This window comes from Sporosarcina sp. P17b, assembly GCF_002743115.1.
Lineage (GTDB): Bacteria > Bacillota > Bacilli > Bacillales_A > Planococcaceae > Sporosarcina > Sporosarcina ureae_C.
This window is the reverse complement of sequence record NZ_PDYP01000008.1, coordinates 72,749-98,369: the sequence shown is the minus strand read 5'-3', so window position 1 is coordinate 98,369 and position 25,621 is coordinate 72,749. Positions and strand designations below refer to the sequence as shown.

Genomic DNA, 25,621 nt, shown 5'->3' with positions numbered 1-25,621 from the left:
TCCTTTTAACGTAGTATTTTAATAGCGTTCTTCTTCATGTCGTCAGAGAATGCGTAGCGTGTTGCGTCGATTGTATGGTTGTCTTTATCTTCAAGACGCGGCTTAGGATTGCCGTCACGGTCCACTTGATAATCGATGCTCTCAAACTCCTTGGCGATGTTTGGCGTTCGTCTAGAGTCAATACAGATGAAATCTAAGTCGTTAAGCCACTCTTCTCCGTATTCAACAGAGTCAGGACCTTTCTTCACGCCTTTAGCACGACGGATGCTGTGATCATTCTTTAGTTCAGCAATAGATTTTGGCTCAGCAGAGTCACAAAACAACTCCAGTGATTCATAGCCTCGTTCCTTGATCCATTTAGCCAGCTCACGGTTACTAATCTTCTGACCGTAGTATTCATCAACAGCATAGATTCCGTTCTTTTTCTTGTCGTAATGCCAACGTACATAAGCAAGTGGGTCGACTGCGTAACCGAAGTCTACAGCTTGGCGAATGTTATCAAAGTTCTTGATCATATCGTCAGTGATGCATCCTGCTTCAATTTGAAGATTGTCGAAAGGTACAACACCAGAGCCGACTGCTTTGCCAAGATACTCCCATTCGTAGCGGAGCTTGTTTCTTTCTTTGGCGGCTTCTGCTTCAGCGATGAACTGTTCAGAGATAAAGGGATTGTCTAGATAAGTGGAATGGTGAACAAATGTGTTAGTGGGTTGTGTGCTGGATTCATACTTCTTGTTGACCCAGCTTTGTCTGCGTTTCGGTGGATTGTATGAGAAGAAGAATTTGTACTGAAGTTTGTCAGGAAGCTGACCACGAAGGAAGGAGTTTGTAATCGTAGTGATTTCCGACTCCTCTTTAAATTCAGCTACCTCTTCTACCCATAGGATAGTGAAAGGATAGTTAGCGGATTTGAGACCTTTGATACGCTCCGGTTCTTGAGCTCCTCGAAAGACCATGTAGTTGCCACGAGGCGTGTACGTGATTCGCATTGGTGACTTCGTTATCTTAAATAGATGAGAGACACCTTGTTGCTCCATCGCCCATTTCATCTGTTCGAATATTGACAGCTCTAATGTGTTATCTACTTTCCGGATGCCGACTGCATTGACTGGAGAACGCATCAGAAGCTGAATGATGACGTGCGCTATATCAGAAGACTTACCGGATCCACGGCCGCCTTTACAGACGACGTTTAAGATCTCTTCTGCAAGAGCAGCTTTCCATACAGGATGGAACGCTTTAGGGATAAGATCAGATAGTTTAATCTGTTCCATCTGCATCATCCAGTATGTCGTCAACGAATGTGACGGCACTTCTTACATCGACTGTCTTATTCTCCTGCCATATGCCATAGCGTTTGCCAAGGAGTTCAGCTGCACGTATTCGTTCGGTTGTTGTGGGAGGCATATCATCAACGACCTGACTGCCTTTGCCAGTGCCTCGAAGAGTAGCGCCACTTTCTTCACCACGAAGAACTTTCGTTAGAGTTTCAAGAACTTCTTCCTGTTTGGCGATAGTTGGTTTTACATGTTGTTCCATCTTGTCAGCCATATAGGCTTGAATATCAACTTTTGTCAGCAAACGTTGCCCTTGTGATCGAGCTGTCTTCTGAGAGTATCCTGCGCGTATCGCTGCCTGTGTAGCATTCAAGTCGATGATGTATTCATCAGCAAAACGTTTTTGCTTTTCATTCAAAGCCATTGAATCACCTCCTTTCAAATTGTGTAACATCAGTGGGAATTAATTTCCCATTGTTAACTGAATATTCTGTTCATTGCGGGAATTAATTTCCCATTCCACATAAAGAAAGAAGCTATCCTTTTGAGATAGCTCCTACAAATGTTAAGCAAGTTTCCATTGATAACCTTTATGTGTCTTGCCCTTTCCTCTTACAACGCCTGAGATACATGCAGAATTAAAGCCATGATGAGCTGCTTCTGTCATAGAGAAGAAATACAGCGTGTCTTTTTGATTGTACGCAATAACAGGTTTTGACGACCGTCTATTTCGTGTTCCATAGTTGACGTTGTATTCAGCTGTACACCATTCCAAGTTACTGTAGTGGTTGTTGTTCTTCACTTCGTCCTTGTGATTGATCTGAGTATTGTCTTCAGGCTTTCTATTTCGAATAAATGCAGTAGCAACTAATCGATGGACGAAGAATGATTTTTCTACGCCATACTTACGTAATCGAAGATGCTTGTAACCATCTCTATCTGTGGTTTGTGCTAAGAGTTGTCCTTTTACTTTACGGATACTTCCTTTTGACGGCACTATCCGATCTAAACTACGTACCTGTCCATGACTACTTACTTGATAAAATCCTTCATATCCTTCGATGTCTTTCCATATAACTTGTTCCATTGCCAGAACCTCCAGAATCCCTTTGCTATTGTTTATCTGAAGTGAAGTGACATGATTCTTTTCTATCTATACAGTCTGCGAACCAGGTAAGGGGAAAAGGAGGTTTTCGGAGGGAGTAAAACCTTACCTGGTTGGCACACGCTATAGTGTTGGGAGGATAAGAGTAAGCAGTTGAAGACAGTCAACAATAGTAGGAGTGATTTTTGATGTTTCTGCTTACTCTTATATACTTAAGAGCTAAAACTGACTTTTGCTAAGGGGTATATCAGGGATTTACTATTTTTCTCCAAAACAAAAAGGAGATGCTGGATTGCACCTCCTTGATAAAACATATGTTATTCGTCTAGCTCTAGCGGTGGTAGACTATTTACTAAGTCTACTGTTTGTATTGATACGTTGATGATGCTTAACAATAAGTTGAAAATATACTTCTCATCATCAGAATATAGGTTTGGATTATCTACTAAATTTGAAGGTGGGTCTACTTTGACTTGATACTGCTCCATGATCCAATCAATTGCAGATCTTCCATTTAAATCATATTCATATGCCTTTTCCGGTATATTATGAATTTTAATATCATCATTAAAAATAATCGTAGATTTGTCATCTTTTTTTATAAATTTCATTTTAGATACTTTAAATGAAGGTTTATCTGATAAATATTCTATTTCTACTTCTTTACACCCTTCAGTATCTTCGTAATTCAAGTGTAATTCCGCGAGTTTTAATCCTATTTCAACGAACTTTTCTTTGTTTTTAATTACATTAGGAATTCTTGGAAACTCTTTTTTCAAATCATTTTCAAATCGATTTCTAAAATCTTTTGAGTGCATTATTGCATAAGTGTAATAAAAAACATCTTCATTTGAGATAGAAAGCATGCTAGCAGCACTTTCCTGTATATTAGAAGTACTCTTATGATTAAATAAACTATCTACATTTTTTTTGTCATAGAGAGTAAAGCCTTGTGTACCACCATAAAATAAATTTAAATCTGGAATAGTATTCACCATCAAACAAGCGAAATTTCTTTTAGAACCATTATTAGGCACTAGAATTACTTTGTTTTCTTCACCAAAAATGTCTTTCCATTTTCTTGCCCTCTCTATTATACTCTTATCATAATATAACCATTTTTTCACAAAAGGCCGATAGGTATGAATATTTAACTCTTTTGGATTTAATTCAATTTTTTCACCTTTAGCGAATAACTGTTTAAGTCCTGAGCTCCAACTAATAAAATTTTTATTCGAGTATAAATTAGATATTCTCTCCTCTTTATCAGTTATCTTAAATAAACGTTCGATTTCGGAATTATAATTATCAATCATATACTCTGCATTTTTTTTGACTATATCTTTAGAGAAACCATAAACCCAAGCATCTCTATTCGTACTGACACCAAGAGACTTTTGTATAAAAACCTCTCCATCCAGCGACTTATATATTTGACTATTTTTACTCTTTTGATTTAGCCAATCATAGTTGTGATCAGGTTGGATTGCTTGCCATTCTATAGAATTAATTGAAGAGAGTTCAGAGATTACTTGAAGTTTTTGTTCATGATTTAGATAATCTCCAATATCATGATAGTGAATTTCATGGTCTTCAGAGCCATCTTTGACCAGTATAACTATCGCTACCGAAGTTCTACTACCTTCTTTAAAGACGTTTCCAGCTTCTCTTCTACGCTCTTCACCTTGCGTTCTGGCATTTCCTCTTAAGTTAAAGATATATAAATGATTAAAATCTTCATAAAAACTCTTTCTTATACCTGATGCTGTAGGCGAATCGATAAAAGATCCATTTATAACAAACCCTATCACTCCTTTATCTTCTATTCTATCTGTCGACCATCTCAACGCTCGCACCAAAGGATCATAAAGAGTGTTCTTATTTGTAACATTAGAATACTTAACATAAGTTTCTTTTATTCTTTCGTCTATTTTAGGATATATATTTTTTTTATTATTATCATTTTCACTATTTTGTCTAGCTTTATAGGGTGGATTACCTATTATAGCAAATATAGGACTATCCTTTTGCTTTTTTATTCTCTCATTATTCTCATCAAACATTTCATCTATAAATGTATCCTTGGTATCTATAATCTCAAAAGTATCAGTTAATACGATACCATCAAATGATACATAGTTACCACCGTATAAACTATGAAATGTTTCTTCAATATTTATAGCTGCAATGTAATAACTTAATAGAATAATTTCATTAGCGTGAATTTCCTGAGTATATTTCCTTAATAATTCTTCTTTTGAAATCAGTCCACTTTGTAGCAATCGAGTGATGAAAGTACCGGTTCCAGTAAAAGGATCAAGAATATTAACACCTTTACTGGATAATGACTTTCCAAAATGTTTCTTCAATACATCGTCTACTGAACGAATAATAAAATCTACCACTTCTACTGGCGTGAATACAATACCGTATTGTTCAGTAGTACTTTTAAAACCAACTTTGAAGAACTTATTATATAGCTGAACTATAATGTCTTGCTTAGCTTTTAAATTATCGATACCTTCTGCCCGTATTTTCACACTTTCATAAAACCCTTTTAAACTTTCCTGTTCTTTCATTAAACCTTGCTTGTCTAAGATTTCTAAAGTGTTTTCCATTGATCTAGAAACTGGATTCTCATTTACAAAACTATACGATTCAAAAAGTGCTTCAAATACTGGTTTAGTAATTAAATGTTGTGCAAGCATTTCAATTGCTTGTGTTTCTGTAATGGAGTCATTTATATTATGACGAATACTTTTTACAAACTTCATAAACTCCATGTAAACTTTACCGTTCTTATCTTCTAACATTACATTAATACGCAGTATATGCTGTTGAGCAATTTCAGCAACATCCTTCGCCCAATCTTCCCAATAGCGTACATCGCCTACTTTTCGAACAATCTTACCGTATATGGCTCTTTCTAAATCTGTTAAATCTTCTTCTGTCAACATCATTTCTAACTGATGATTTACTGGCGTTAGTTCTCCATCTTCTGGAGCATCTCCAACACCTATAATTTGGATTTGATCTGGCTTCTTCTTATTTAATTCTAACTTGTTGATTGTTGCATCAAAGCGCTCGTCTAATGAGCGTAACGCATTCAACACTTCCCAAACAATACGGTACTTTTCATTACTATCCAATACATTATTAGCATCTTTACCTGCTGGCACACCCACAGGTAAGATTACATAACCATATTCTTTCCCATCTACTTTACGCATAACTCGTCCTACCGCTTGCGCTACATCGATTTTTGATTTTCGTGGTTTTAGAAACATAATTGCATCCAAATCTGGGACATCTACACCTTCTGTTAGGAAGCGAGCATTGGATAAGATCCGACAAGTGTTATCTGGAACTTCCCCTTTTAGCCATGAAATCTTTTTGTTCTTTTCAAGAGCATTCATTGAACCGTCCGCATGATCAATCTCAACATCGTATTGATGCTCATCGTCTGGATCTTGATGCAAGTATTCAGCTACAACATGCGAGAACATATCTGTAATTAATTTGGATTCACGTATTGTACCTGTGAAAGCTATAGCCCGTTTCATCGGAGCACCAAGCGCCTTATCAGAATAACTTTCTCTTCGTACTAATCCATTCCAGCAGCCAATGATTTTAGTAATATCATCAAACTCTAGCTCTGAATCCTTGTTCGCCAACATCTGTTGGAAACGTCGAGCAATCATTTCTTCATTAACGGCCAACACCATTACTTTATAGTCTGTCAAGATTCCTCTACGAATCGCATCTCCAAATCCAATGCGATAGAACTCTTCTCCATATAATGTAGGGTTATCCATATCAGCTACAATAACCGACATTTCTTCAGCCTTTTTAAGAGCTGCTTCACCATAGACACGCGGCGTTGCTGTTTGATACAAACGATGTGCAGCCTTTATGTTGTGATCGTAATGCACTTTAGTAAACCTACTATCTTCTTTTCCTTGTTCAGTTGCACCAGTGGTACGGTGTGCTTCATCGCAAACCACTAAGTCAAACTCATAGAAGCCATTCTTTTGCGCTTCAATGATGACATCAATGGATTGGTATGTAGAAAATACTGCCAGGAAGTCTCCTGCAGACGAATTGTTCTCAATCTTATGTTGATACTCGAGTAACCTCTGATAGTTCGTTGTCGCAGGAAATCCAATGTCAGCTGCAGCAATATCTTCCATCTCTGAATTACCTTGTGTTTTTGTAACTTTGCGATCTGAACAAACCGCTATAGAGTCCATCTGGAAGTTCGTATCCGCGTTCCATCCACGCAATGTCTGCGAAAGTAATTGAATACTTGGCACTAAATAAAGAACACGGAATACATCCTTTTTCTCTTCAGCCATCTTCTCAGCGATAACCATAGATGTATAGGTCTTTCCTGTTCCTGGAGCCATAATTAGCTTCCCTCTATCAGTAGTCTCAAAGCCTTTTACCACTGCTTCAATGGCAGGAATCTGGTGAGGTCTAGGTGTTTTTTTATCCTGTAATCCCACTTCCTTTGGATCACTGAATGAATAAGAAGACCAGTCGATTCTACTTTCATAGAAGTGGGATAAACCGATACGTTGAATATCTTTGTCACGGTCATCTAAGGCTTCTTCAGCATTGTTACTCCATTCGTCAGTAGAAGTAATCACGATGCCTTTAGCATAGTAGCTCTTGCCAACTTCATTTAGGAATGAATCAATGTCATCTTTATAGATTTTCTTTTCTTTATTGTAGAATTTACATTGAATTGCGACTAGATCTCCCGTATCTTTCTCCCTTGCTACCAGGTCCACACCCGTATCTTTTTTAGGTATATTATATTCTGAAGGTACATCGCTTAATTTCCATACAGCGTCAAATAAGCGTGCATATGTAGGCTCTTTCTCAAAGTAAGCTAATACTAACAGTTCGAATAGCGTGCCTCGATCTCGCTGTTCTCGCTTTTCATGATCTATTTCTTCCATTAAGGAAATGAAGCTTTTATAGTTATTGTTTTCCATGCTTATCACCATCCATGCTATATTTTTGAATAGCTTGCTCTGTGAATGATTATATCACTATTACTAAATAAGCATAGACAGAAATTGTAAAATCACACGGACTGTCTAATGATCAATTTGGATTACTTACAAATTTATGGTATATTCCCCTTAGTTAGAGCTTTTATGATAAAAGGGGTGTAGAAATGTATGAACTTTATTTACCAATAGATATTGTTTATAAAACTGCTATTGAATTTTCTAAGGATTTAAAAAGGATAGATCTAAGCAAGTACAAGGGAAAAGAAATTAAAATTAACTTTACAAATTTTATGAAGAATACCGGTCGCATCGAGCCTTTTGCCTCACTATTTTTAATAAACTCAATTAATACTTTTGTAAAATCTGCTAAAAAAGTGGGAGCTATTCCTATAAGGGTTTTTTCATCATTAGATAAAACCAAAAATACTTATGCTATGAACTTAAGATTTTACAGTAGTCTAGGCATACCGATTGGACAAAAACCGGATGAAAACTATACAGGTTCCTCAAGAGGTAAGTTTATTCCAATCATGAGAATGGAAGCCCAAGAAGTTTTTAAATCTCCTGACGAACATAGAGAAATTAAATATATTGCAAAAGACATTGCCACCGTGGCTTCAAGAGGAAACAAGGAACTTTTTGAATGTATTGATTATAGTATTACGGAAATCATACGAAATGTTCTAGAACATAGTGGTTCAAGTACTGTGTGGTACTCTGCACAATATTGGCCTTCGAAAAACGGTGGCGAATTAGTAGAAATTGCTTTAATGGATGAAGGTATGGGAATACAGGATTCATTGCAGGGTGAATTAAATGATGAAGATAATATTTTAAAATTTGCTTTGCTACCAGGTTGTAGTAGTAAGCCAACTACTCATTACATTGATGCACATGCTGATAACTCTGGTTTTGGTCTTTATATGACTAGTGAAATCGGCAAGAAAAACGGTGATTTTATAGTTTGCTCTAACAATGAAACATTGGCAATATCCAGTGAACGTGAAATTATGGAGGAATGCTTGATATCTGGAACTGTCTTGCGCCTTAGACTTCGAATTAATTCTATTAAGTGCTTTGATACAGAAAGGAAAGAGTTGGTTAGCAAAGGCATGGAGCTAACAGATGCATATCTAGGTTATAGAGAAAGAAAAAAATTCGCTCCAGGGCTTCCTCTTCCCGATCTATTCAAATAAACAACAGACTTTGCTTACCAATTAGGATATTTCTCTTCGGTATTGCATGTAGCACATACTTTTGCCAGTCGATTTATAGTACTGCTTTGTTGAAACGTTGTATCGCACATACTCCTGTCTTGTACAGAGCTTCATTCTATTAAAAGAGTCATGAGCAATAAATGGCTGATTGCAGATTTTGCATAGATGCCAACGCTTAGCTGTGACGCGAATATCGCGCCATGTCAGCTGTCGTTTGAGTGGGTTGTCTTTTAGAAGTCGATCTAAAATTGCATGGTATTGCTTGAGGTTCGATTTGAATGCTTGAAAGTCATTCTGTAGATCTTCTTCTGTCGTGTAATCTTCTGTGCGGAAGACGCTTAGAAATTGTTCTGTTAAGTAATTACAAATGATCTTACGTTCTTCAGTGGAGAGATGCATCATATCTGATACACCATACCTTTATTGCCAAGTAGTTCAGAGTTCGTAACTACCTTCTTACGTCCGCTTACACGCATACTTTTTGCTTGATTGCTGAAATCCTCATAGCAGACAAGGTTCTTCTTGTCTTGATTCCGGAAGTAGTCGTATTCATTCTTCTTAGCTTGTTTATTTCCTGCTGATTCAATGCTAGCCGCCGTTTGATGTGAGGGGTACTCATCTTCTATTGACTCACAGGCTTTATCCATTGAGAACGTAGAAGGTGGCCCCTGCTTACGTTGTCTTAAGACTTCCTTTGCAAGCTTGTCTTTATGTTTCGTGACTTCAAGCATTGTAGTGAGGAGAGCTTCGGTAACGATATATGGTGATATGATTCCTTCACCCACGCTCAAGATGTAGTCTGGGAACGCCTCAGCAGGCCTTACATGTTGGTATGCATTATAATTATTGGGCTTTCCATCAAGTATCTCTACAATAATCTGAATAGCTGCTTCCTCTGCATCCATTGCCTCTTCTAAGGGAATATCTGCGTAGAGTTGAATTTCCATGAAGCTTAGTTGCAAAGCATAGCGTAGCCCGATGATTGCTAGATGTATCGGTTCTAGTAGGTCTGATCTCAATGTACGATCAATATCCATCTTGATGATGGCAGCCATGGAATCATAACTGTACGTACCTTCTTCTTGTAGTCTGTAGTAGTTCTCAAGGAGCTTACGTACTCCTTTATGGTTGTATTCATATAGATCCTCAATTGATTTCTGCTTTGTATACGTATCGAACATTCTCCATCTTCCTTTTTAAGATCCTCATAGGGAATTCTTGTCGGGAAGTGCCGTTAGCTTGCTGTTCATCTCATCCTGTGAATTTCTTTTTCTCTCTTGTAAATATAACTATTGCAGCAATTAGCATGATGCATCCGTAAATCGGTTTCACTATAGCCGCAATGCATGCTAGTAACAACAGCTCCAGCATATGATCTCCTCCTCGTGATGATTTACTTACATTATCTTTATTACAGGGTTTTAAATGTTTATAACATCAGTTGTGATATTTTCTATTTCTAAGAATTTTTACTGTGTGATTTTCCTTTTAAAAACCTCTGGTATAATAAGTGGGACTATGACTCTTTCAAATATAAGGAGGTTTTATACATTGGAGAAAAAAAGTGGATGGGCAGATCCTGAAAGTTTTAGTCATGTATTTCGTTGCACTACTGTAAAGTATGCTGAAAGTTTATTAAGAAAAGGGGAAATAAAATTCAGTACACCTAGTTCTTGGGTTAAATACGCTCTTAAAGCAGGAGAAGGACGCGGAGATAAACTAGAAGGAACAATAGCAACATTTAATATGAGAGATGATGAAGGTATATCGGAAACGTACAAAAGTCACAACAAACATCCTGATTTATTTCCTATGAATATTGGTGAACGTGTTTATTTGAAGAAGACTAGAGATATGGAATTACCATGTTTTTGCTTTTATATTTTAAAGATGAACATGTTTACTTCTCCTAATGAAGAAGGAAAACATAGAATATCAACAACAGTGCCTGCAACATATTTCCAGGACTTTATGGATCAATTAGAACCTGACGAAGTAGAGCAATTGAATCCAAGCGACAGGCCAGCTGTAGTTTTTATAAATGATTTCGAAGAATTCAAATTACGAATTGTCAATTCTCTTATGGAACTAGGACTGAGAAGAGAGGAAATAATTTTTGAACGAATTAAATATATAGATTTCAATAAATACGGTAAATATGGTTGGTGGAGTTTTGAAGGGGAAACCCCTTTACAATTAGCTCTTAAGCATGATCGGTTTAAAAATCAAAGTGAAGCAAGAATAATTATAAATACAGATAATGAAAGTATTAAACAAATTTTGATGAATCCAATTGAAATTGGTTCACTAGAAGACATCGCCCAGGTAAGTAACACATATTTTTATGAAGGATTATCAGTAGAATTAAATGTTGACTTGAAATCAATAGATTAAATACTTTATCTTTTGAAATAAAAATGCGGGTAAAAGGGTTCGAGGTAAGACTTTCCTCGAACCCTTTCTTGAAATTTCGTCAAAAATTTGTGTTATACTACTCCTAGTAGCGGTGCAACGCTACTAGGAGTCCTTATCAGTTGTGTGGTTTATGCAATTGGTAAGTTCGTGAATACGTGCACTGTGCAGTTATTGCGCAGTGCGCGTGCTCTTCCAACAGCTTGCAATAACTCTGATTCAACATAAGTAAATTGAATTTCTTGGAGCATCGCATTTTCGCTGTATGTGTTGTAATAAAATTCGTAACCATTTCGCTCAACAAGTATGTACTTTACTCCACTTGTTGACTGGTCAAACGCAGTGACTTTGATCCCTAATAGTTTCGCAGTCATGATGTATTGAGCAGGATTCATGTTTGGCGTTCCTATAACTGCTAAGTCTTCTCCTTTATACTTGTCTATCCCCGTAGTCGCACCAAAGTGACAATCATCTATTACATTAAACCCTAACTCTTTTAAGCTTGCTTTATGCTTTGCGTACGTAATCACATTTCGTTCCCCTACTATCTCCTTTGCATCATTCAAGGCTTGTAAGGTACCTCTCTCCATTTTGTTAAGTGAATTACGACTAAATGATTTGTCGTAATGCGTTACAATCTTTCCTTCTTTTTTAATTGTACCTATATCAATGAACTGAACTTCCTTACCAAAAGCTTTTCGATAGAGCTTTTCTGAAGAAGTGGCTGAAAGAATGATGATGTTAGTATCTTCAAAGTTACTGAATTCATTACGCTTGCCGTACTGGAAGACGCCTTGCTCTGTACGAACAAAGTAATCACATGTTAAGAGCGCTTCAATATTACCTTCAAAGGCTTCCACGTTATCCTGAATCAGCTTCTCTAGACGATCTGTATCGATAATCACTGTTAGTGGTTTCGAATACACACCCACTTCTACAGTCAAAAACTGATTAGCCAATACCTGCATTTGATTCTTAAATGAATCATCTTCTTTAATAGACAACGCTACGAGATTACCTACATCATTAGCTTTGATCTCTCCAGCACTGAACAGCTCAGTCATCATAATATCTTCATCGATAATCAGGGTATCTACTTTATTCTTTATATTAAATATGCGTTTATGTGTTACTAGCAAGTTCTCAGCATGTCTCATACTTTGTATAGCAGATGTGTAATCTAGAACTTGTTGCTGTTCTTCCGTAATGCTATCCACATGTAACTTCATGTATTCCTTGGAAAGATTAAATATTAAAGCCTGTGCTTTCGAGTGCATACCTACACGTTGAAGGTTATTATACTCAATCTCCTTAGTTATCGGCAGCTCTGGTCGTTCTGGAATTAGTAAGAAGTTATGACCCGCTTCTCTTAAACGATCGTGAAACTCACGTCCAAGTTTATGCGTTGGCACTGCAATCATTGTGCTTTCATGATTGAGCTTCGTTACACCTTCCGTTTTCCCAAGCCCGGTCTCCCCTTTGATGACAGTAATGTTATGTCCTTTCAATGCAAATGCGGTGTTCAAAGCTTTCTCGAATTTCTCTTCTGCTTCTGCAATGCTGATAGGTTCTGACGGCAATTCAATCTGCCGGATTTCCCCACGTTTAGCCCCAAGTTTTAATAAGATATTTGTTCGTCGATTCGTACATTCTTCAAAGAACGGACAATTATCAGAGGAACAGCTTGAAGGCATATATCCTTGAGCCTTTGCATAATCGATGCCGCGAACCTTCATTTCTTCTTTACGATTCTGTTCACCGTACTCACTGTTTAGATCCATTGCTTTCATGAATCGGGTTTCTCCACCCTCTAGTTGAATGTAGTTTAGTGCTAAGTGGTACCGACTACTATATGGAAGATATTCACCTGACTCATGTGCAGCAGCAAGTGCACATACCTGGGGAATTTCTTCTAAATCAACGTCTTTTCTCGTTTTCCAAGACGTCTTGTTCTTAAGAATCGATCTATCAGAATTAGGCTTCGGTTTGCCTTTACCTGTTGGTATTTTTATTGGCATGAAGTCAGCCTCTGCTGTATTAAAGTCTGCTTGTAATTCACCTACTTCATTTGTTTTGACAGCCGGAAATCCATTTGTCATATTGAGACTACACTCTTGACAGAACTTGTTGATGTGTCGGGAGTAATTCTTTGGGTCTTCAATACGATATTTAGTAGCCAAGGCTTTCACAATGTCCTCTGGAGTCAATATAGAATTCGTTTCTAAGATGTTCTCTAGACCACCAAAGAATAAGCGAGCTTCGTCCTTACATTGTTGATCTGTTTTGCCATCAAATAACCGCACTAATGTGTTATAGACCATAAAACGTACACGCTTGTCTTTTACAGGCTTATCCAAGAGAAATACAGCTCGGAACCTATGCGCTTCCTCTGTATGGTTGTATGTCGTATATGCAAAGATCGGTTGTACTTTGTATCGATTACAAATATAGGTGAACTCATCTATTGTCATCCCATAATCATAGTCCAACCCGAATATCTGTTGGGATGTCCAGCATTCATTCGCTCTACGTATAACACCATTACTGTCTGGGGTGTTAAAGTAACCACAAGATAAAGCATGTCCGTTGATTGGCGCTTGTTTCAGTTCTTCTATTGATATAGTTACTGGATTAGTCTGTAAACGTACTGAGACGCTCCCTACGTCGTTCTTTGTAGGTTTATGGGTAAACGTCTTCGGGTCGAGCATAAAGGTCACGGTCATGTCTTTTATATCGTTCATAGTAATCTCTCCCATTTTCTATTAATAGCGAAAATATAGGCGCTAAGAAAATACTAGGTATGAAAAAGAAGACTATCTCATTTTTGAGGAATTGACCGCGATCTCTATAGTATATATATAGAGGTCTCGATGATTTCCTCAACTTTGAGAATCTAGCTTCAGCATATTAGTTTCTATAAAGGCGCTTTTTATCTGAGAGTGTTTTTATGTTAGCTTTTTATCGGAAGTGTAATCGTCAGGCGACGATTTAATAGGAATGTTCTAAAGTAGTGCGGGATGTTTTGCAGAATAAGCGGCACCATCAGTCACCATGCGTCCGGATCGGCTTATTTGTGGGAGGATGTGACAGCGATTAAGTCTTTAAGGGAGCAGGTAAGCGGCAGCATTAGTGGGAGGCCTTCATACTCTAAGCTCAACCTATTTGGACTCATCAAGCAGTTATGTCCTTCGATAAATATAAAATAACATCTTTTTCAGCATGAAGCAAGTGTTTGGTTCTAGAATCAATTTCATTGCTAACCAACTAGCTTCTATTGTATAATTAATTTATAATTCTTACATTGGAGGAGCCATTTATGAAAAATAAGATTCGGGAAGTTCTGCCTGAAAGCCAGCTCCATAATCGTCTAAAGACTCGCGTATCAATTGGTACAACTATCAGTACAGATGTTTTGGCTTCTACAAAGGAATATGCAAAAGCTGAAGGCATGACACTAACAAATATTTTCGATATTGCTTTAACAGAATTTCTTGCAGCGCGCGGTATTACAGTACCAAATAAACCTGAATAACGTTTCAAAGGAGCTGATTGCAAGCTCCTTTTTATTTTCTATACAATAAAGCAGAGTATACCTGACACACCTTAAACCCTTGGTGCGTAAGGTCTCACGAGACATTGTAAAGACCCCCTAACACTCCTAGGACAATCCTTACAATAAATATTGCTATCTAATAAGCAATCCTAGCTGTGAAAAATCTATTTACATAGTCAACTACTCTTCATAAAACTGAAAAAAGTTTTTTATTTCGTTCTAACTTCTTTCATAAGATGCTTTAAGTGTATAGCAGAACTTTTTTAAAGCCTTGTAAGCCTTGGTACGTATAGGCTTAGAGCACTTCGTACAGACCCCCTAACACTCCTATGCTACAGCAGACTGTGAGTACTTCATACGAACACCTAAATCACCTTTCAGTCCACAACCAAGATCTCTCTATCCAGTTCAAGCTGTAACAATTCTTCAAAGAAGAAATTCTCTTTATAGCCACCTCTAAATTCAATCATCACACCTCTATTGGTCCTCTGCACAACTTTTCCTGACCGAACCTTATGTCCTCTATCTAGAAATGTAATCGTGTTGACGTTAATGTAATGACTCGCTAATTTGATTCGGTTACGTCTAGCCTCTACTATACGGGCCTCAGTTCGTTCTATTGTTTCGTTTTCTCTCATATGCTTAACACTCATTTTCATCTTCTCCTTTTTTGCGATAGCTTTTTTCACTATCTACATAATTACGGAGACCAATGCGACTATACACTCTTATCCGAAAAACTTTTATTTTTTTCAAGGGTATAGTTCCACAATTATTCAGCATCATTCAATTTGCTAGTTGACAACTATTTCAAATTTCTATATCATCTAACTACAGGCAATGTCATGTTGCCTACCACACACGATAAAGTTATAAATCCACTAACGATAAACGCGCACCCAAAGATAGCGCATAAGAATAGCACTAGACTGCATCTGGAGTATTCCTGATGCTCTAGTGCTGTCTATTCTTATGAGATATCCATTGGATGCTTTTTTTGTTTCCTCAATAAATCCACTACTAGTAAAGTTATTACCATACTCACCAAAAGATAAATAAACTAACAGAGATAAAAAATGGAGTTCGAGAAGATGATTATTGAATTAGAAATGCCACAAGGATTAGAAGTACAGCTCAGAGAGGTCGTACTTGCTACAGTGAAAGATGCTATGGATCAGCACCAGAAATCTTTACTCTCTAAAAACTGGATGAGCCTAAAAGAAGGTGCTGATTACGCAAACGTTTCTTACAACACATTTATCAAGTTCCGTAAACTAGGACTTAAAGTTTGTGAAATCGATGGTGTTAGACGTATATCAAAAAAAGAGATCGATGCCTTTTTAGAAAACAATAGTTATTAATAATTCTAAGAGGCAACGATAGCATTTGAGCTAAACGTCTAAAGTGTGATATATCTAGATTGCTAGGTAAACACTTTAGTGTCTAGCTCACCCCTACCTTGCCTCCAAGTAAGAATCGGGGGATTAAGTAATGGCAAAGAAAAAAACTACTTCTATTGAAGATTACACATTGAAAAATGGTCAGAAACGCTACCGCTTTAAGGTCTACGTTGGAATCGATGCGTTGACCGGCAATGAAAAGCGTACGACACGAAGTAACTTCAAAACAAAAAAAGAAGCTGAACTTGCTTTAGCAAGAATTAAAGTAGAAATCAGTAAAGGTACATTCCAGAACCAACGTGTAGAAACCTACGAAGATATTTATAAGCTATGGGTCGTGTCATATGAAAAAACTGTAGAAGCAAGCACTTTTGTGAAGACGGAAGGTATCTTCAGGAACCATATACTACCTTCAATGGGTGCATACAGAATCGAAAGGATACATGTAGATATATGTCAGAAGCATCTAAATGAGTGGGCATCCAAACTAAAGAACTTCAGGATGGTGAAATCGTACGCGGCGAAAGTATTGGACTTTGCAATTAAGCGTAATTTTATACAAACCAACCCTTTTACTTATGTAGATTCGCCTGTAAACAATAAAAGACAAAGTCTAACAGACGAAGATGAAATCGTGAATTTCTATTCACGCGAACAACTCATTGAGTTCTTGTCATGTTTAGAGCGAGAAGACAATTGTAAAGTATACACTCTGTTTCGCCTGTTGGCTTTCAGTGGGATGCGGAAAGGTGAGGCATTGGCACTTACGTGGAACGATCTCAACTTCACAGCAAATGAAATAAGGATCAACAAAGCCATTTCGCGCGGAAAAGATAGTCAGTTGTATGTAAAATCCACAAAAACAGGTATTGCCCGCACTATAAAGATGGATGAAAGTACAATGGCTATATTGAAGCTGTGGAAAAAAGAGCAGAAAAAAGTATATGAGGAGCTAGATATTAGTCTTTCAAAATCCCAGCAGTTGGTGTTTAGTAATGAACACAATGAATTTCTGCAACCAACCAAGACACGTAAGTGGATGGTGAGTGTGCAAAAGAAATATCAACTAGCACCTATTACAACTCATGGGCTACGTCATACGCATTGCTCCTTACTATTTGAAGCCGGTGCAAATTTAAAAGATGTGCAGGATCGATTAGGTCATAGTGATGTTCAAACAACCATGAACATCTATGCTCACGTTTCCGAGAAGGCAAAAGAAGAAGCTATCAATAGATTCGATAACTTCATGGGTATGTAGAGCATTATTCCACCCGATGCTAACATCGGTTTTAACATCGGTTGTATGCTGGAACTTGCATATTGTATGACATAACGAAAAAAAGAACCCTTGATATACAAGGGTTCTTACGGTGTTTTAAACCATATGAAATTGACATATGGAGACGGTGGGAGTCGAACCCACGTCCAAAGGCTCTGCTACTTCAGCGTCTACGCGTGTAGATTGATCATTAGGTTTCGCGCAAACATTCTGCCATCAATCAGGGCGTCCTGTGCGCTATTCCGGGAATCTCTTATGACACCCTCAGAATGCAGATGTCATCGTAGCTCACTATAAGTGAACCTTACGCCTCCACATGAGCGATGGAAACGGAAGGTAGATTCAACAGCTTACGCTGCGAATGCTAGGTTGTTGTTTGTTTTGCCAGTTATTATTAACTGTCGTTTCTGACGGAGACGATCCCTCCGACGCGCGGCTCAAGCCCAGACCACCCCTGTCGAATCCGTAACGTCCCCGAGGGAAAGTCCGGAACCCAGGCCCGTTTCACTTAAAACGGCGGGTCGTACTTGATACTTCATCTAGTATATAATAAATCGGCTCGATTATCAATCTTGTTGATTCGATTTGAATACTCGCTGCATGTCACGCTTATGCTCTTTTTCTTTCAAGTCTTGGCGCTTATCATAGAGTTTCTTCCCTTTACCTACACCGATCAATAATTTAGCGAAGCCATTCTTAATATACATTTTCAACGGAATGATCGAATACCCTTGTTCTTTCATCGTGCCTGCAAGTGAAGCGATCTGTTTTTTGTGCAACAGTAATTTCCGCACGCGGACAGGATCGTGGTTATGAATATTCCCTTGTTCATACGGGCTGATGTGCATATTCGACAACCATGCTTCGTTATTACGGATTAATATAAAGGCATCGCGCAACTGGACTTTCCCTTTGCGGATCGATTTAATTTCCGTTCCTTTTAACACGATTCCTGCTTCAATCGTTTCTTCAATTGCGTAATCAAAATTCGCTTTTTTATTGACGGCGAGTACTTTACCGGTTCCTTTGGCCATGCAACTTCCTCCCTGACAGAAGACCGGAGACGCGCTCCAGTCTTATTTTTTCTTCGGTCGTTTCTTAGATTTCTTTGGCATACCTTCGTAAAACTTACGCTTTGGCTTCTCGTGCTTTTTATTGCGCTTGTCGCCGTCGCTCTTCGCTCCGCCACCTGCACGAGGTTTAGTAGAATCAGCACCTTGCCCTTTGCTTCTTCCACGTCCTGCGCCTTGGCCTCGGCTCTTGCCTCTGCCAGACTGAATGACTTTCGGTGTTTCTTTACGAGAGCCTCTAAAGTTTTCTTTCATTCCGACGATTTCGAAGTCCACTGATTGTTCTTCTGGCTTAACAGAAGTCACACGCACTTTCACTTCGTCTCCGATACGGTATTGTTTCGCTGTACGTTCTCCGATCATCATCATTTGGCGATCGTCGAATCGGTAATAGTCGTCGTTCATGTTCTTGACATGGACAAGTCCTTCTACTGTATTCTCAAGCTCGACAAAGATCCCGAAGTTCGTAACAGAAGAAATAACGCCTTCAAACTCTTCCCCGATTTTATCCAACATAAACTGTGCTTTCTTCAATGCGTTCGTATCACGCTCTGCATCGACTGCACGGCGTTCACGTTCTGACGTGTGTTTCGCAATCTCAGGTAGCGTCGCAGACCAGTGTGCAACCGTTTGTGCCGATACGTCTTTATTGAATAAATACGTACGGATTAGACGATGAACGATCAAGTCTGGATATCTTCTGATCGGTGCGGTGAAGTGTGTGTAGTAGTCCGTTGACAAACCGAAGTGTCCGATGCTGTCTTCGAAATATTTCGCTTGTTGCATTGAACGCAATAGCATCGTCGAGATCAGCGATTGTTCTGGCATTCCTTCGATCTCCGCAATGATGTCTTGCAATGCGCTGGAATCGACTTTTTTACCTGATCCCTTCACAACGATTCCGAATGTCGTTAAGAACTCGAAGAAGCGTTGTAGTTTCTCTTCTTTAGGATCTTCGTGGATTCGGTAGAGGAACGGTACTTTCATCTTGTCGAAGTGCTCTGCAACTGTCTCATTGGCAGCTAGCATGAATTCCTCGATTAGACGTTCAGATACTGTACGCTCTATAATGACGATATCTTTCGGCCAGCCTTCTTCATCTACAAGAATTTTGGATTCTTTGAAGTCGAAGTCAATGGCGCCACGATCTTTACGCTTCTGACGGAAGTTCCCAGCCAGTTTCGCCATATCGTTTAACATCGGCACGATTTCTTCGTACTTCTTCGATAATTCTTCATCTTGATGTTCGATAATTTGGTACACTTCATCATACGTCATACGGTAGCTTGAATTAATGACACTTGGATAAATCTCATGATCAATCACTTTACCATTTGCATCGACTTTCATTTCGCAAGTGAGAGTCAAACGATCTTCCCCTGCATTCAATGAACAGATTCCGTTCGACAAGCGATGCGGTAACATCGGAATGACGCGGTCGGTTAGATAGACACTCGTACCACGGTCTGCAGCTTCTACGTCCATTGGCGAGTTCTCCGTGACGTAGTAACTGACGTCTGAAATATGCACAAATAGACGATAGGATCCGTTATCTTCTTTGAAGACCGAAATCGCATCATCCAAGTCTTTTGCATCGGCACCGTCAATGGTCATCGTCAGTTCTTTGCGTAAATCTCTACGGCCTTCGAAGTCTTCTGGCTGAACCGTCGACGGTACGCTTGTCGCGTGTTCCATGACGTCTTCAGGGAAATCGACTGCAATGCCGTGCTTGTGGATGATCGATAGAATGTCTACACCCGGATCATTTTTATGTCCGAGAATTTTTGTGATCATGCCTGTTGCATTGTTTTCATCAGTTGGCCAGTTCGTAATTTCCGCAATGACTTTCTGTCCGTCTACTGCTTCGAGTGAATGACCTTTTTCGATATATAAATCCATCGGTAATTTTTTATCATCGGGTAAGACGAAGCCGTATCCTTCGTGTGCTTGATACGTTCCGACAAGTTGTGACGTTTTGCGTTCGACAACTTTCGTAATGACCCCTTCGCGACGATCACCGAATGAGCTGCCGGATACGCGTACTAAGACGATATCGCCGTTCATGGCGCTGTTGATTTCATGAGGTGGGATGAAGACGTCATCGCCCTCTACTTCTTCTGGTACGACGAAGCCGAAGCCTTTTGCGTGACCGATGAATTTCCCACGGATGAGGTTCATTTGTTCAGGCAAGCCGTATCGGTTATTGCGTGAACGAACAATTTTCCCGCTTTGCTCGAGTTGTACGAGCATTTTTACTAGATCTTTAAATTCGTCTGCCTCTGTCAATCCGAGTGCTTCTTCGATTTCATGGACTGTAGACGGCATGTAGGATTTTTCTTTTAGTAAAGACATAACCCGTTCTTGTAACTCTTTTATATTTGGTTCCAAACAATCATCTCCTCCTTTTGTTTCTGTAAAGTAAGTTGGTATAAACGTTGATTTCCGTTCCAGGCGGACGCTTTCCACTACAATCAACTGAGTGTCCTTTTAGAAGGTAATTTCTAGCAAGGACTGAAGTTCAACTTCTTTAGTTATATCTTCCCCTGTTTTCACTCTTGCCAATCAAGGGATTCTAAGAATTTTAGTATATTTTCGTGAAGTTGTGCTTTTTCAGGACCGAGTGTTATGACGTGCCCGGATTCTTCGTACCATTGTAGTTCTTTGTCTGTCGATTCTGCTTCGTCATAGATGATTTGTGCAGAGTTCGGATCGATTACGTCGTCGTGACGTGATTGGACGACGAGTAATGGTGTGTAGATGCAGTCGACTTTGTTTCGTACGCTTTGGACCATCGATTGTAAGCCGTCGAGACCTGGCATGGACTTGGTTTTCAAGTCGTCCATTTCCTCTTTGATTTGTTCATCGGATAAGCCAGCGAACTTTTTGTAGTCGCGTGCGTATTTCAGTACACCTGACCACATGAGATCGGTTGTTTTCATCGACATCGGTGCACACATCGTGACGATGCCTTTTAGCGGAAATTGTGTTGCGAGTCTCAATGAAAATACACCACCGAGCGATAATCCCGCCACCGCAATCTCTTCATATCCTGCCTCTTTTAGTTGATTATATGCATCCAAGACATCTTCCCACCACTGGTCAGGATTTGTCTTGATCAATTCTTCAGGTGGCACACCATGTCCACGGTAATGTGGTGCCAGTGACGTGTAATGATGTTTTTCAAGGAAGCGTCCGAGCATCCGCACGTCCGCCGATGTTCCTGTGAAACCATGCAACAGTAATACCGCACGTTTTCCATATTCAAAAAAGAATGGCTTCGGTTGAGCAATTCGCATGTCTTTCGTTCCTTTCTACGAAAAGCGCCTGACCGTTCAAACATGGTCAGGCGCTTCCATTTATATTTTCATAATCGCAATGGTTAGGACAAAAAATAAGACAGATAAGACGATTGTCGCTCTTTGTAGAACGAGATCCAATCCACGTGCTTTTTGTTTACCGAAAAGTTGCTCTGCCCCTCCGGAGATGGCTCCTGACAGTCCCGCACTCTTACCGGATTGCAATAAAACGACTACTATTAATGCTATAGCTACGACTATCAGCGATGCTGTGAAAACGGCATGCATGTTTTTCCACCTCCAAAAATAGCAAGTTACAACATTTCTATTCTACCAAAGCAAGTCTCTCGACACAACCTTTTGTTGCGAATTATGCCGAGTGACCTGTAACGAATGCTATTATTTGTTTAAATTATAGAATGTGTCTTTACCCAAGTACTGCGCTGTTTCGAATAACTGATCTTCGATACGAAGCAATTGGTTGTACTTCGCTACCCGATCCGAACGAGAAGGTGCACCCGTTTTGATTTGGCCAGCGTTTGTAGCGACTGCGATATCTGCGATCGTTACGTCTTCTGTTTCACCTGAACGGTGAGAGATAACAGCTGTATAGCCTGCGCGTTTCGCCATTTCAATCGCATCGAATGTTTCTGTCAATGTACCGATCTGGTTCACTTTGATGAGGATCGAGTTACCGATTCCTTCTTTGATTCCGCGTGACAACTTCTCCGTATTTGTAACGAATAGATCGTCACCTACTAATTGCACTTTATCGCCAAGACGATCTGTCAATAGCTTGTGGCCATCCCAGTCGTTTTCATCCAAGCCGTCTTCAATAGATACGATTGGATATTTTTCGCAAAGCTCTTCATACCACGTAACCATCTCTTCAGATGTTTTACGGATATCTTCACCTGCAAGGTAGTAGTTGTTTTGTTCTTTATCGAAGAACTCGGAAGATGCTACGTCCATTGCGAGCACGATATCTTCGCCTGCTTTATAGCCTGCTTTTTCGATTGCTACAATGATCGTTGATAATGCTTCTTCGTTAGAAGCCAAGTTCGGAGCAAATCCGCCTTCGTCTCCAACTGAAGTGCTCAAGCCTTTTTCATGTAGAACAGATTTTAGGCTGTGGAAGATTTCAGCGCCCATGCGTAGTGCATGACGGAATGATTCCGCACCCACTGGCATGATCATGAATTCCTGGATGTCGACGTTGTTATCTGCGTGCTCTCCACCGTTTAGGATATTCATCATCGGTACCGGTAATTGCTTCGCGTTGAATCCACCTAGGTATTGGTATAACGGAACGTCTAGGTAATCTGCTGCTGCGTGTGCAACGGCCATCGATACACCAAGAATAGCGTTTGCGCCCAGTTTACCTTTATTATCTGTACCGTCTAGATCGAGCAATGCTCTATCGATGACTACTTGATCCAAAACAGAATAATTTTCTTCCAGTTCTGAAGAGATGACTTCATTGACGTGATCTACTGCCTTCAGTACACCTTTACCGTTGTAACGATTGTCATCGCCGTCACGTAGTTCTACTGCTTCATGCTCTCCAGTCGATGCACCCGATGGTACGATCGCACGTCCAAAGGCACCGCTTTCTGTGAATACTTCTACTTCTACAGTTGGATTGCCTCGTGAATCTAGTACTTCTCTAGCTTGAATGTGAGTAATGATTGGCATGAAGATCTCTCCTTAGAATAATGATTTTCCGGTCATTTCAACCGGTTGTGGAATTCCTAACATTTTTAACATGGTCGGTGCCAAGTCTGCAAGAATACCGTCTGTACGCAGCACCACATCTGGATTCGTGACAATGACCGGCACAGGATTGGTCGTGTGCGCTGTCATCGGTTGTCCACCCATTGTAGTAACTTCGTCCGCATTGCCGTGATCTGCTGTGATGATAGCTGATCCGCCTTTTGCAGACAAGGCATCAATGATTCGGCCGAGACATTCGTCGACCGTTTCAATCGCTTTAACAGTTGGCCCTAGCATTCCGCTGTGGCCGACCATATCCGGATTCGCGAAGTTCAAGATAATCGCGTCTTGTCGTTCCGCTTCGATTTCTGCTACGAGTGCGTCCGTTACTTCGTATGCGCTCATTTCAGGTTTCAAATCATACGTCGCGACTTTTGGCGAATTGATCAGAATGCGAGTTTCCCCTTCAAACGTCTCTTCGCGTCCGCCACTCATAAAGAACGTCACGTGTGGATACTTTTCTGTTTCCGCAATGCGCAATTGACGCTTGCCTTGGTCTTCTAGCACTTCACCGATTGTTTTCGTTAAATTGACATTGTGGAATACAATATCTGCTACTACATCATCATTATAATGCGTAAAGCCGACAAAATGTAAGTCCGTAAACTTTTTGACACCTCTGTTGAAACCATCAAAGCCCGGTTGCGTTAAAGCGCGTGACATTTGGATGGCACGGTCTGGACGGAAATTGAAGAAAATGACTGCATCTCCATTTTCAATCGTCGCCACCGGTTTGCCATCTTGTTGAATAACAAACGGCTCAACAAACTCATCATGTATTTCTTCGGCATAAGAAGCTCTGACTCCTTCTTCTGCCGATTCACAATGTGGTCCGATCCCGTAGACCATCGCGTCATACGTCTTTTGTACACGTTCCCAGCGCTTATCGCGGTCCATTGCAAAATATCTTCCCGATACGGTCGCAATTTGTCCAACTCCGACTTCTTCCATAACATCTTCTGTACGCTTGATATATGGAAGTGCCGTCGTCGGTCCCACATCACGTCCGTCAAGGAATGCATGCAAGTAGACGCGCTCTACGCCGTGTTCTTTCGCCATTTTCAATAAAGCGAATAAATGCTCATAGTGACTGTGAACACCGCCGTCAGACAGCAAGCCCATGACGTGAAGTGCAGAGCCTTTCGTTTTCACATGCTCCATCGTCTCAAGCAACGTCGCATTGTCGAAAAACTCGCCTTCACGAATCGACTTATTAATACGCGTTAAACTTTGATAGACGATACGACCGGCACCGATATTCAAATGCCCGACTTCAGAGTTCCCCATTTGTCCTTCTGGTAACCCTACCGCTTCTCCGCAAGCCGTCAATGTTGCATGCGGGTAGTTCTCCCACAGCAAATCAAAGTTCGGAATCTTGGAGTGTGCAACTGCGTTACCGTATGTTTCATCTCGTAAGCCAAACCCGTCCAGTATGATTAATGCGACCGGTTTATTCGACATGAGTTCCAGCCTCCACCAATTTGACGAATGCTGCCGGATCAAGACTTGCTCCCCCAACCAATGCGCCGTCAATATTGTCTTTGCTCAGTAATTCTGCAATGTTTTCTGGTTTTACACTGCCTCCGTATTGAATGCGAATTGCCTCTGACACGTCTTTTGCGTACAGTGTTTCGACTTTATGACGAATCGCTGCACATACTTCATTGGCATCGTCAGCTGTTGCTGTTTTGCCAGTGCCAATCGCCCAAATCGGTTCATACGCAATGACTGCTTGCTTCGCTTGATCCGCCGTCACACCACTAAATGCTTTTTCGACTTGCGCTGATACGATCGAAACCGTTTCATGTGCATCGCGCTCCTCCAATGTTTCGCCTACACAAACAATTGGTACTAAGTGATGATCGAATGCTGCCAGTACTTTTTTATTGACGCTTTCGTCTGTTTCATTGAAATACTGACGACGTTCCGAATGTCCAAGAATGACATAGTCTACGCCTACGTTTTCAAGCATCGCAGGACTGATTTCCCCAGTGAATGCGCCTTCGACCGTATCATGCATCGTTTGAGCGCCTACTTTGATCGCAGTCGTTTCAAAACGTTGGAGTAAATCGTTCAAATACAACGCCGGTGGACAAATGACCGCCTCGACGTGATCGGATGGCTTGAGTTGTTCTTTGATCTGTTCCGCAAAATCTGCAGCTTCGTTAGAAAGTTTAAACATTTTCCAGTTGCCCGCAATTATTCGTTTTCTCAA

At 39.9% G+C, this 25,621-nt stretch carries 20 protein-coding genes and 1 other RNA gene; 5 read left to right on the top strand and 16 right to left on the bottom strand.

Features of this window, described 5'->3' with window-relative positions; genetic code table 11:
• Window positions 1–5: 5 nt before the first annotated feature.
• The 4 genes from CSV76_RS10990 to CSV76_RS10975 all read right to left on the bottom strand — a co-directional run bounded on the left by CSV76_RS10990 (window position 6) and on the right by CSV76_RS10975 (window position 7,382).
• Window positions 6–1,274, bottom strand: a complete 1,269-nt coding sequence (locus CSV76_RS10990) for a PBSX family phage terminase large subunit (protein ID WP_099625602.1) — start codon at window positions 1,272–1,274, stop codon at window positions 6–8.
• Window positions 1,261–1,701 (bottom strand): terminase small subunit, encoded by a 441-nt coding sequence (locus tag CSV76_RS10985; RefSeq protein ID WP_099625601.1) that lies wholly within the window; start codon window positions 1,699–1,701, stop codon window positions 1,261–1,263. The genes CSV76_RS10990 and CSV76_RS10985 overlap by 14 nt, the downstream gene beginning before the upstream one ends.
• A gap of 141 nt (window positions 1,702–1,842) precedes the next feature.
• Window positions 1,843–2,364, bottom strand: a complete 522-nt coding sequence (locus CSV76_RS10980) for an NUMOD4 domain-containing protein (RefSeq protein ID WP_099625600.1) — start codon at window positions 2,362–2,364, stop codon at window positions 1,843–1,845.
• Between the two features lie 335 nt (window positions 2,365–2,699).
• Window positions 2,700–7,382: a DEAD/DEAH box helicase gene (locus tag CSV76_RS10975; RefSeq protein ID WP_099625599.1), complete on the bottom strand. Its 4,683-nt coding sequence runs from the start codon at window positions 7,380–7,382 to the stop codon at window positions 2,700–2,702.
• 185 nt (window positions 7,383–7,567) lie between these two features.
• On the opposite strand from CSV76_RS10975, the gene CSV76_RS10970 reads away from it, so the two are divergent.
• Window positions 7,568–8,599, top strand: a complete 1,032-nt coding sequence (locus tag CSV76_RS10970) for a hypothetical protein (protein WP_099625598.1) — start codon at window positions 7,568–7,570, stop codon at window positions 8,597–8,599.
• Window positions 8,600–8,620: 21 nt separating this feature from the next.
• On the opposite strand, the gene CSV76_RS10965 is transcribed toward CSV76_RS10970, so the two are convergent.
• Window positions 8,621–9,022, bottom strand: a complete 402-nt coding sequence (locus CSV76_RS10965; protein WP_099625597.1) for a hypothetical protein — start codon at window positions 9,020–9,022, stop codon at window positions 8,621–8,623.
• On the bottom strand, window positions 9,019–9,801 hold the full coding sequence (locus tag CSV76_RS10960; protein ID WP_099625596.1) for a hypothetical protein: 783 nt from the start codon (window positions 9,799–9,801) through the stop codon (window positions 9,019–9,021). Before CSV76_RS10960 ends, CSV76_RS10965 begins: the two co-directional genes overlap by 4 nt.
• A 370-nt stretch (window positions 9,802–10,171) precedes the next feature.
• On the opposite strand from CSV76_RS10960, the gene CSV76_RS10955 reads away from it, so the two are divergent.
• Window positions 10,172–11,014, top strand: a complete 843-nt coding sequence (locus tag CSV76_RS10955; protein ID WP_099625595.1) for a hypothetical protein — start codon at window positions 10,172–10,174, stop codon at window positions 11,012–11,014.
• A gap of 149 nt (window positions 11,015–11,163) precedes the next feature.
• Here the strand turns inward: CSV76_RS10955 and CSV76_RS10950 are convergent, their stop codons facing one another.
• On the bottom strand, window positions 11,164–13,773 hold the full coding sequence (locus CSV76_RS10950) for a hypothetical protein (protein ID WP_099625594.1): 2,610 nt from the start codon (window positions 13,771–13,773) through the stop codon (window positions 11,164–11,166).
• A 575-nt stretch (window positions 13,774–14,348) separates the two neighbouring features.
• Between CSV76_RS10950 and CSV76_RS10945 the strand changes: the two genes are divergently transcribed.
• On the top strand, window positions 14,349–14,564 hold the full coding sequence (locus tag CSV76_RS10945; RefSeq protein WP_099625593.1) for a hypothetical protein: 216 nt from the start codon (window positions 14,349–14,351) through the stop codon (window positions 14,562–14,564).
• 398 nt (window positions 14,565–14,962) lie between these two features.
• On the opposite strand, the gene CSV76_RS10940 is transcribed toward CSV76_RS10945, so the two are convergent.
• Complete coding sequence (locus tag CSV76_RS10940) at window positions 14,963–15,238, bottom strand: hypothetical protein (RefSeq protein WP_099625592.1); 276 nt, start codon at window positions 15,236–15,238, stop codon at window positions 14,963–14,965.
• A 438-nt stretch (window positions 15,239–15,676) separates the two neighbouring features.
• Between CSV76_RS10940 and CSV76_RS10935 the strand changes: the two genes are divergently transcribed.
• Complete coding sequence (locus CSV76_RS10935) at window positions 15,677–15,946, top strand: helix-turn-helix domain-containing protein (RefSeq protein WP_233204456.1); 270 nt, start codon at window positions 15,677–15,679, stop codon at window positions 15,944–15,946.
• A 130-nt stretch (window positions 15,947–16,076) separates the two neighbouring features.
• On the top strand, window positions 16,077–17,246 hold the full coding sequence (locus tag CSV76_RS10930; protein WP_099625591.1) for a site-specific integrase: 1,170 nt from the start codon (window positions 16,077–16,079) through the stop codon (window positions 17,244–17,246).
• Window positions 17,247–17,383: 137 nt separating this feature from the next.
• Here the strand turns inward: CSV76_RS10930 and ssrA are convergent.
• The 8 genes from ssrA to tpiA all read right to left on the bottom strand — a co-directional run bounded on the left by ssrA (window position 17,384) and on the right by tpiA (window position 25,621).
• Window positions 17,384–17,743, bottom strand: a transfer-messenger RNA (tmRNA) gene (gene ssrA / locus CSV76_RS10925).
• Between the two features lie 90 nt (window positions 17,744–17,833).
• Entirely contained in the window at window positions 17,834–18,301 is a 468-nt protein-coding gene (gene smpB / locus CSV76_RS10920; protein WP_099625590.1) for an SsrA-binding protein SmpB, read from the bottom strand.
• 42 nt (window positions 18,302–18,343) lie between these two features.
• The gene (gene rnr / locus CSV76_RS10915; RefSeq protein WP_233204462.1) at window positions 18,344–20,689 is read right to left on the bottom strand and encodes a ribonuclease R; all 2,346 of its coding nucleotides are present in this window, start codon (window positions 20,687–20,689) and stop codon (window positions 18,344–18,346) included.
• A gap of 197 nt (window positions 20,690–20,886) precedes the next feature.
• Window positions 20,887–21,633, bottom strand: coding sequence for an alpha/beta hydrolase (locus CSV76_RS10910; RefSeq protein ID WP_099625588.1), 747 nt, complete (start codon window positions 21,631–21,633; stop codon window positions 20,887–20,889).
• 60 nt (window positions 21,634–21,693) lie between these two features.
• Window positions 21,694–21,921, bottom strand: a complete 228-nt coding sequence (gene secG / locus CSV76_RS10905) for a preprotein translocase subunit SecG (RefSeq protein WP_029054061.1) — start codon at window positions 21,919–21,921, stop codon at window positions 21,694–21,696.
• 111 nt (window positions 21,922–22,032) lie between these two features.
• Window positions 22,033–23,328, bottom strand: a complete 1,296-nt coding sequence (eno, locus tag CSV76_RS10900) for a phosphopyruvate hydratase (protein ID WP_085426946.1) — start codon at window positions 23,326–23,328, stop codon at window positions 22,033–22,035.
• Window positions 23,329–23,340: 12 nt separating this feature from the next.
• Window positions 23,341–24,867, bottom strand: a complete 1,527-nt coding sequence (gene gpmI, locus CSV76_RS10895) for a 2,3-bisphosphoglycerate-independent phosphoglycerate mutase (protein ID WP_085426947.1) — start codon at window positions 24,865–24,867, stop codon at window positions 23,341–23,343.
• Window positions 24,857–25,621 (bottom strand): triose-phosphate isomerase, encoded by a 765-nt coding sequence (gene tpiA / locus CSV76_RS10890; RefSeq protein WP_099625587.1) that lies wholly within the window; start codon window positions 25,619–25,621, stop codon window positions 24,857–24,859. The genes gpmI and tpiA overlap by 11 nt, the downstream gene beginning before the upstream one ends.

Excerpts from the sequence above, each read along its gene's own strand:
- CSV76_RS10945 (WP_099625593.1), top strand. The coding sequence starts at position 14,349 with ATGAAAAATAAGATTCGGGAAGTTCTGCCTGAAAGCCAGCTCCATAAT.
- secG (WP_029054061.1), bottom strand. The coding sequence starts at position 21,921 with ATGCATGCCGTTTTCACAGCATCGCTGATAGTCGTAGCTATAGCATTA.
- CSV76_RS10930 (WP_099625591.1), top strand. The coding sequence starts at position 16,077 with ATGGCAAAGAAAAAAACTACTTCTATTGAAGATTACACATTGAAAAAT.
- CSV76_RS10910 (WP_099625588.1), bottom strand. The coding sequence starts at position 21,633 with ATGCGAATTGCTCAACCGAAGCCATTCTTTTTTGAATATGGAAAACGT.
- smpB (WP_099625590.1), bottom strand. The coding sequence starts at position 18,301 with ATGGCCAAAGGAACCGGTAAAGTACTCGCCGTCAATAAAAAAGCGAAT.
- CSV76_RS10965 (WP_099625597.1), bottom strand. The coding sequence starts at position 9,022 with ATGATGCATCTCTCCACTGAAGAACGTAAGATCATTTGTAATTACTTA.
- CSV76_RS10990 (WP_099625602.1), bottom strand. The coding sequence starts at position 1,274 with ATGGAACAGATTAAACTATCTGATCTTATCCCTAAAGCGTTCCATCCT.
- CSV76_RS10985 (WP_099625601.1), bottom strand. The coding sequence starts at position 1,701 with ATGGCTTTGAATGAAAAGCAAAAACGTTTTGCTGATGAATACATCATC.
- gpmI (WP_085426947.1), bottom strand. The coding sequence starts at position 24,867 with ATGTCGAATAAACCGGTCGCATTAATCATACTGGACGGGTTTGGCTTA.
- CSV76_RS10935 (WP_233204456.1), top strand. The coding sequence starts at position 15,677 with ATGATTATTGAATTAGAAATGCCACAAGGATTAGAAGTACAGCTCAGA.
- CSV76_RS10950 (WP_099625594.1), bottom strand. The coding sequence starts at position 13,773 with ATGAACGATATAAAAGACATGACCGTGACCTTTATGCTCGACCCGAAG.
- eno (WP_085426946.1), bottom strand. The coding sequence starts at position 23,328 with ATGCCAATCATTACTCACATTCAAGCTAGAGAAGTACTAGATTCACGA.
- CSV76_RS10960 (WP_099625596.1), bottom strand. The coding sequence starts at position 9,801 with ATGTTCGATACGTATACAAAGCAGAAATCAATTGAGGATCTATATGAA.
- CSV76_RS10975 (WP_099625599.1), bottom strand. The coding sequence starts at position 7,382 with ATGGAAAACAATAACTATAAAAGCTTCATTTCCTTAATGGAAGAAATA.
- CSV76_RS10970 (WP_099625598.1), top strand. The coding sequence starts at position 7,568 with ATGTATGAACTTTATTTACCAATAGATATTGTTTATAAAACTGCTATT.
- CSV76_RS10940 (WP_099625592.1), bottom strand. The coding sequence starts at position 15,238 with ATGAGTGTTAAGCATATGAGAGAAAACGAAACAATAGAACGAACTGAG.
- rnr (WP_233204462.1), bottom strand. The coding sequence starts at position 20,689 with ATGTCTTTACTAAAAGAAAAATCCTACATGCCGTCTACAGTCCATGAA.
- CSV76_RS10980 (WP_099625600.1), bottom strand. The coding sequence starts at position 2,364 with ATGGAACAAGTTATATGGAAAGACATCGAAGGATATGAAGGATTTTAT.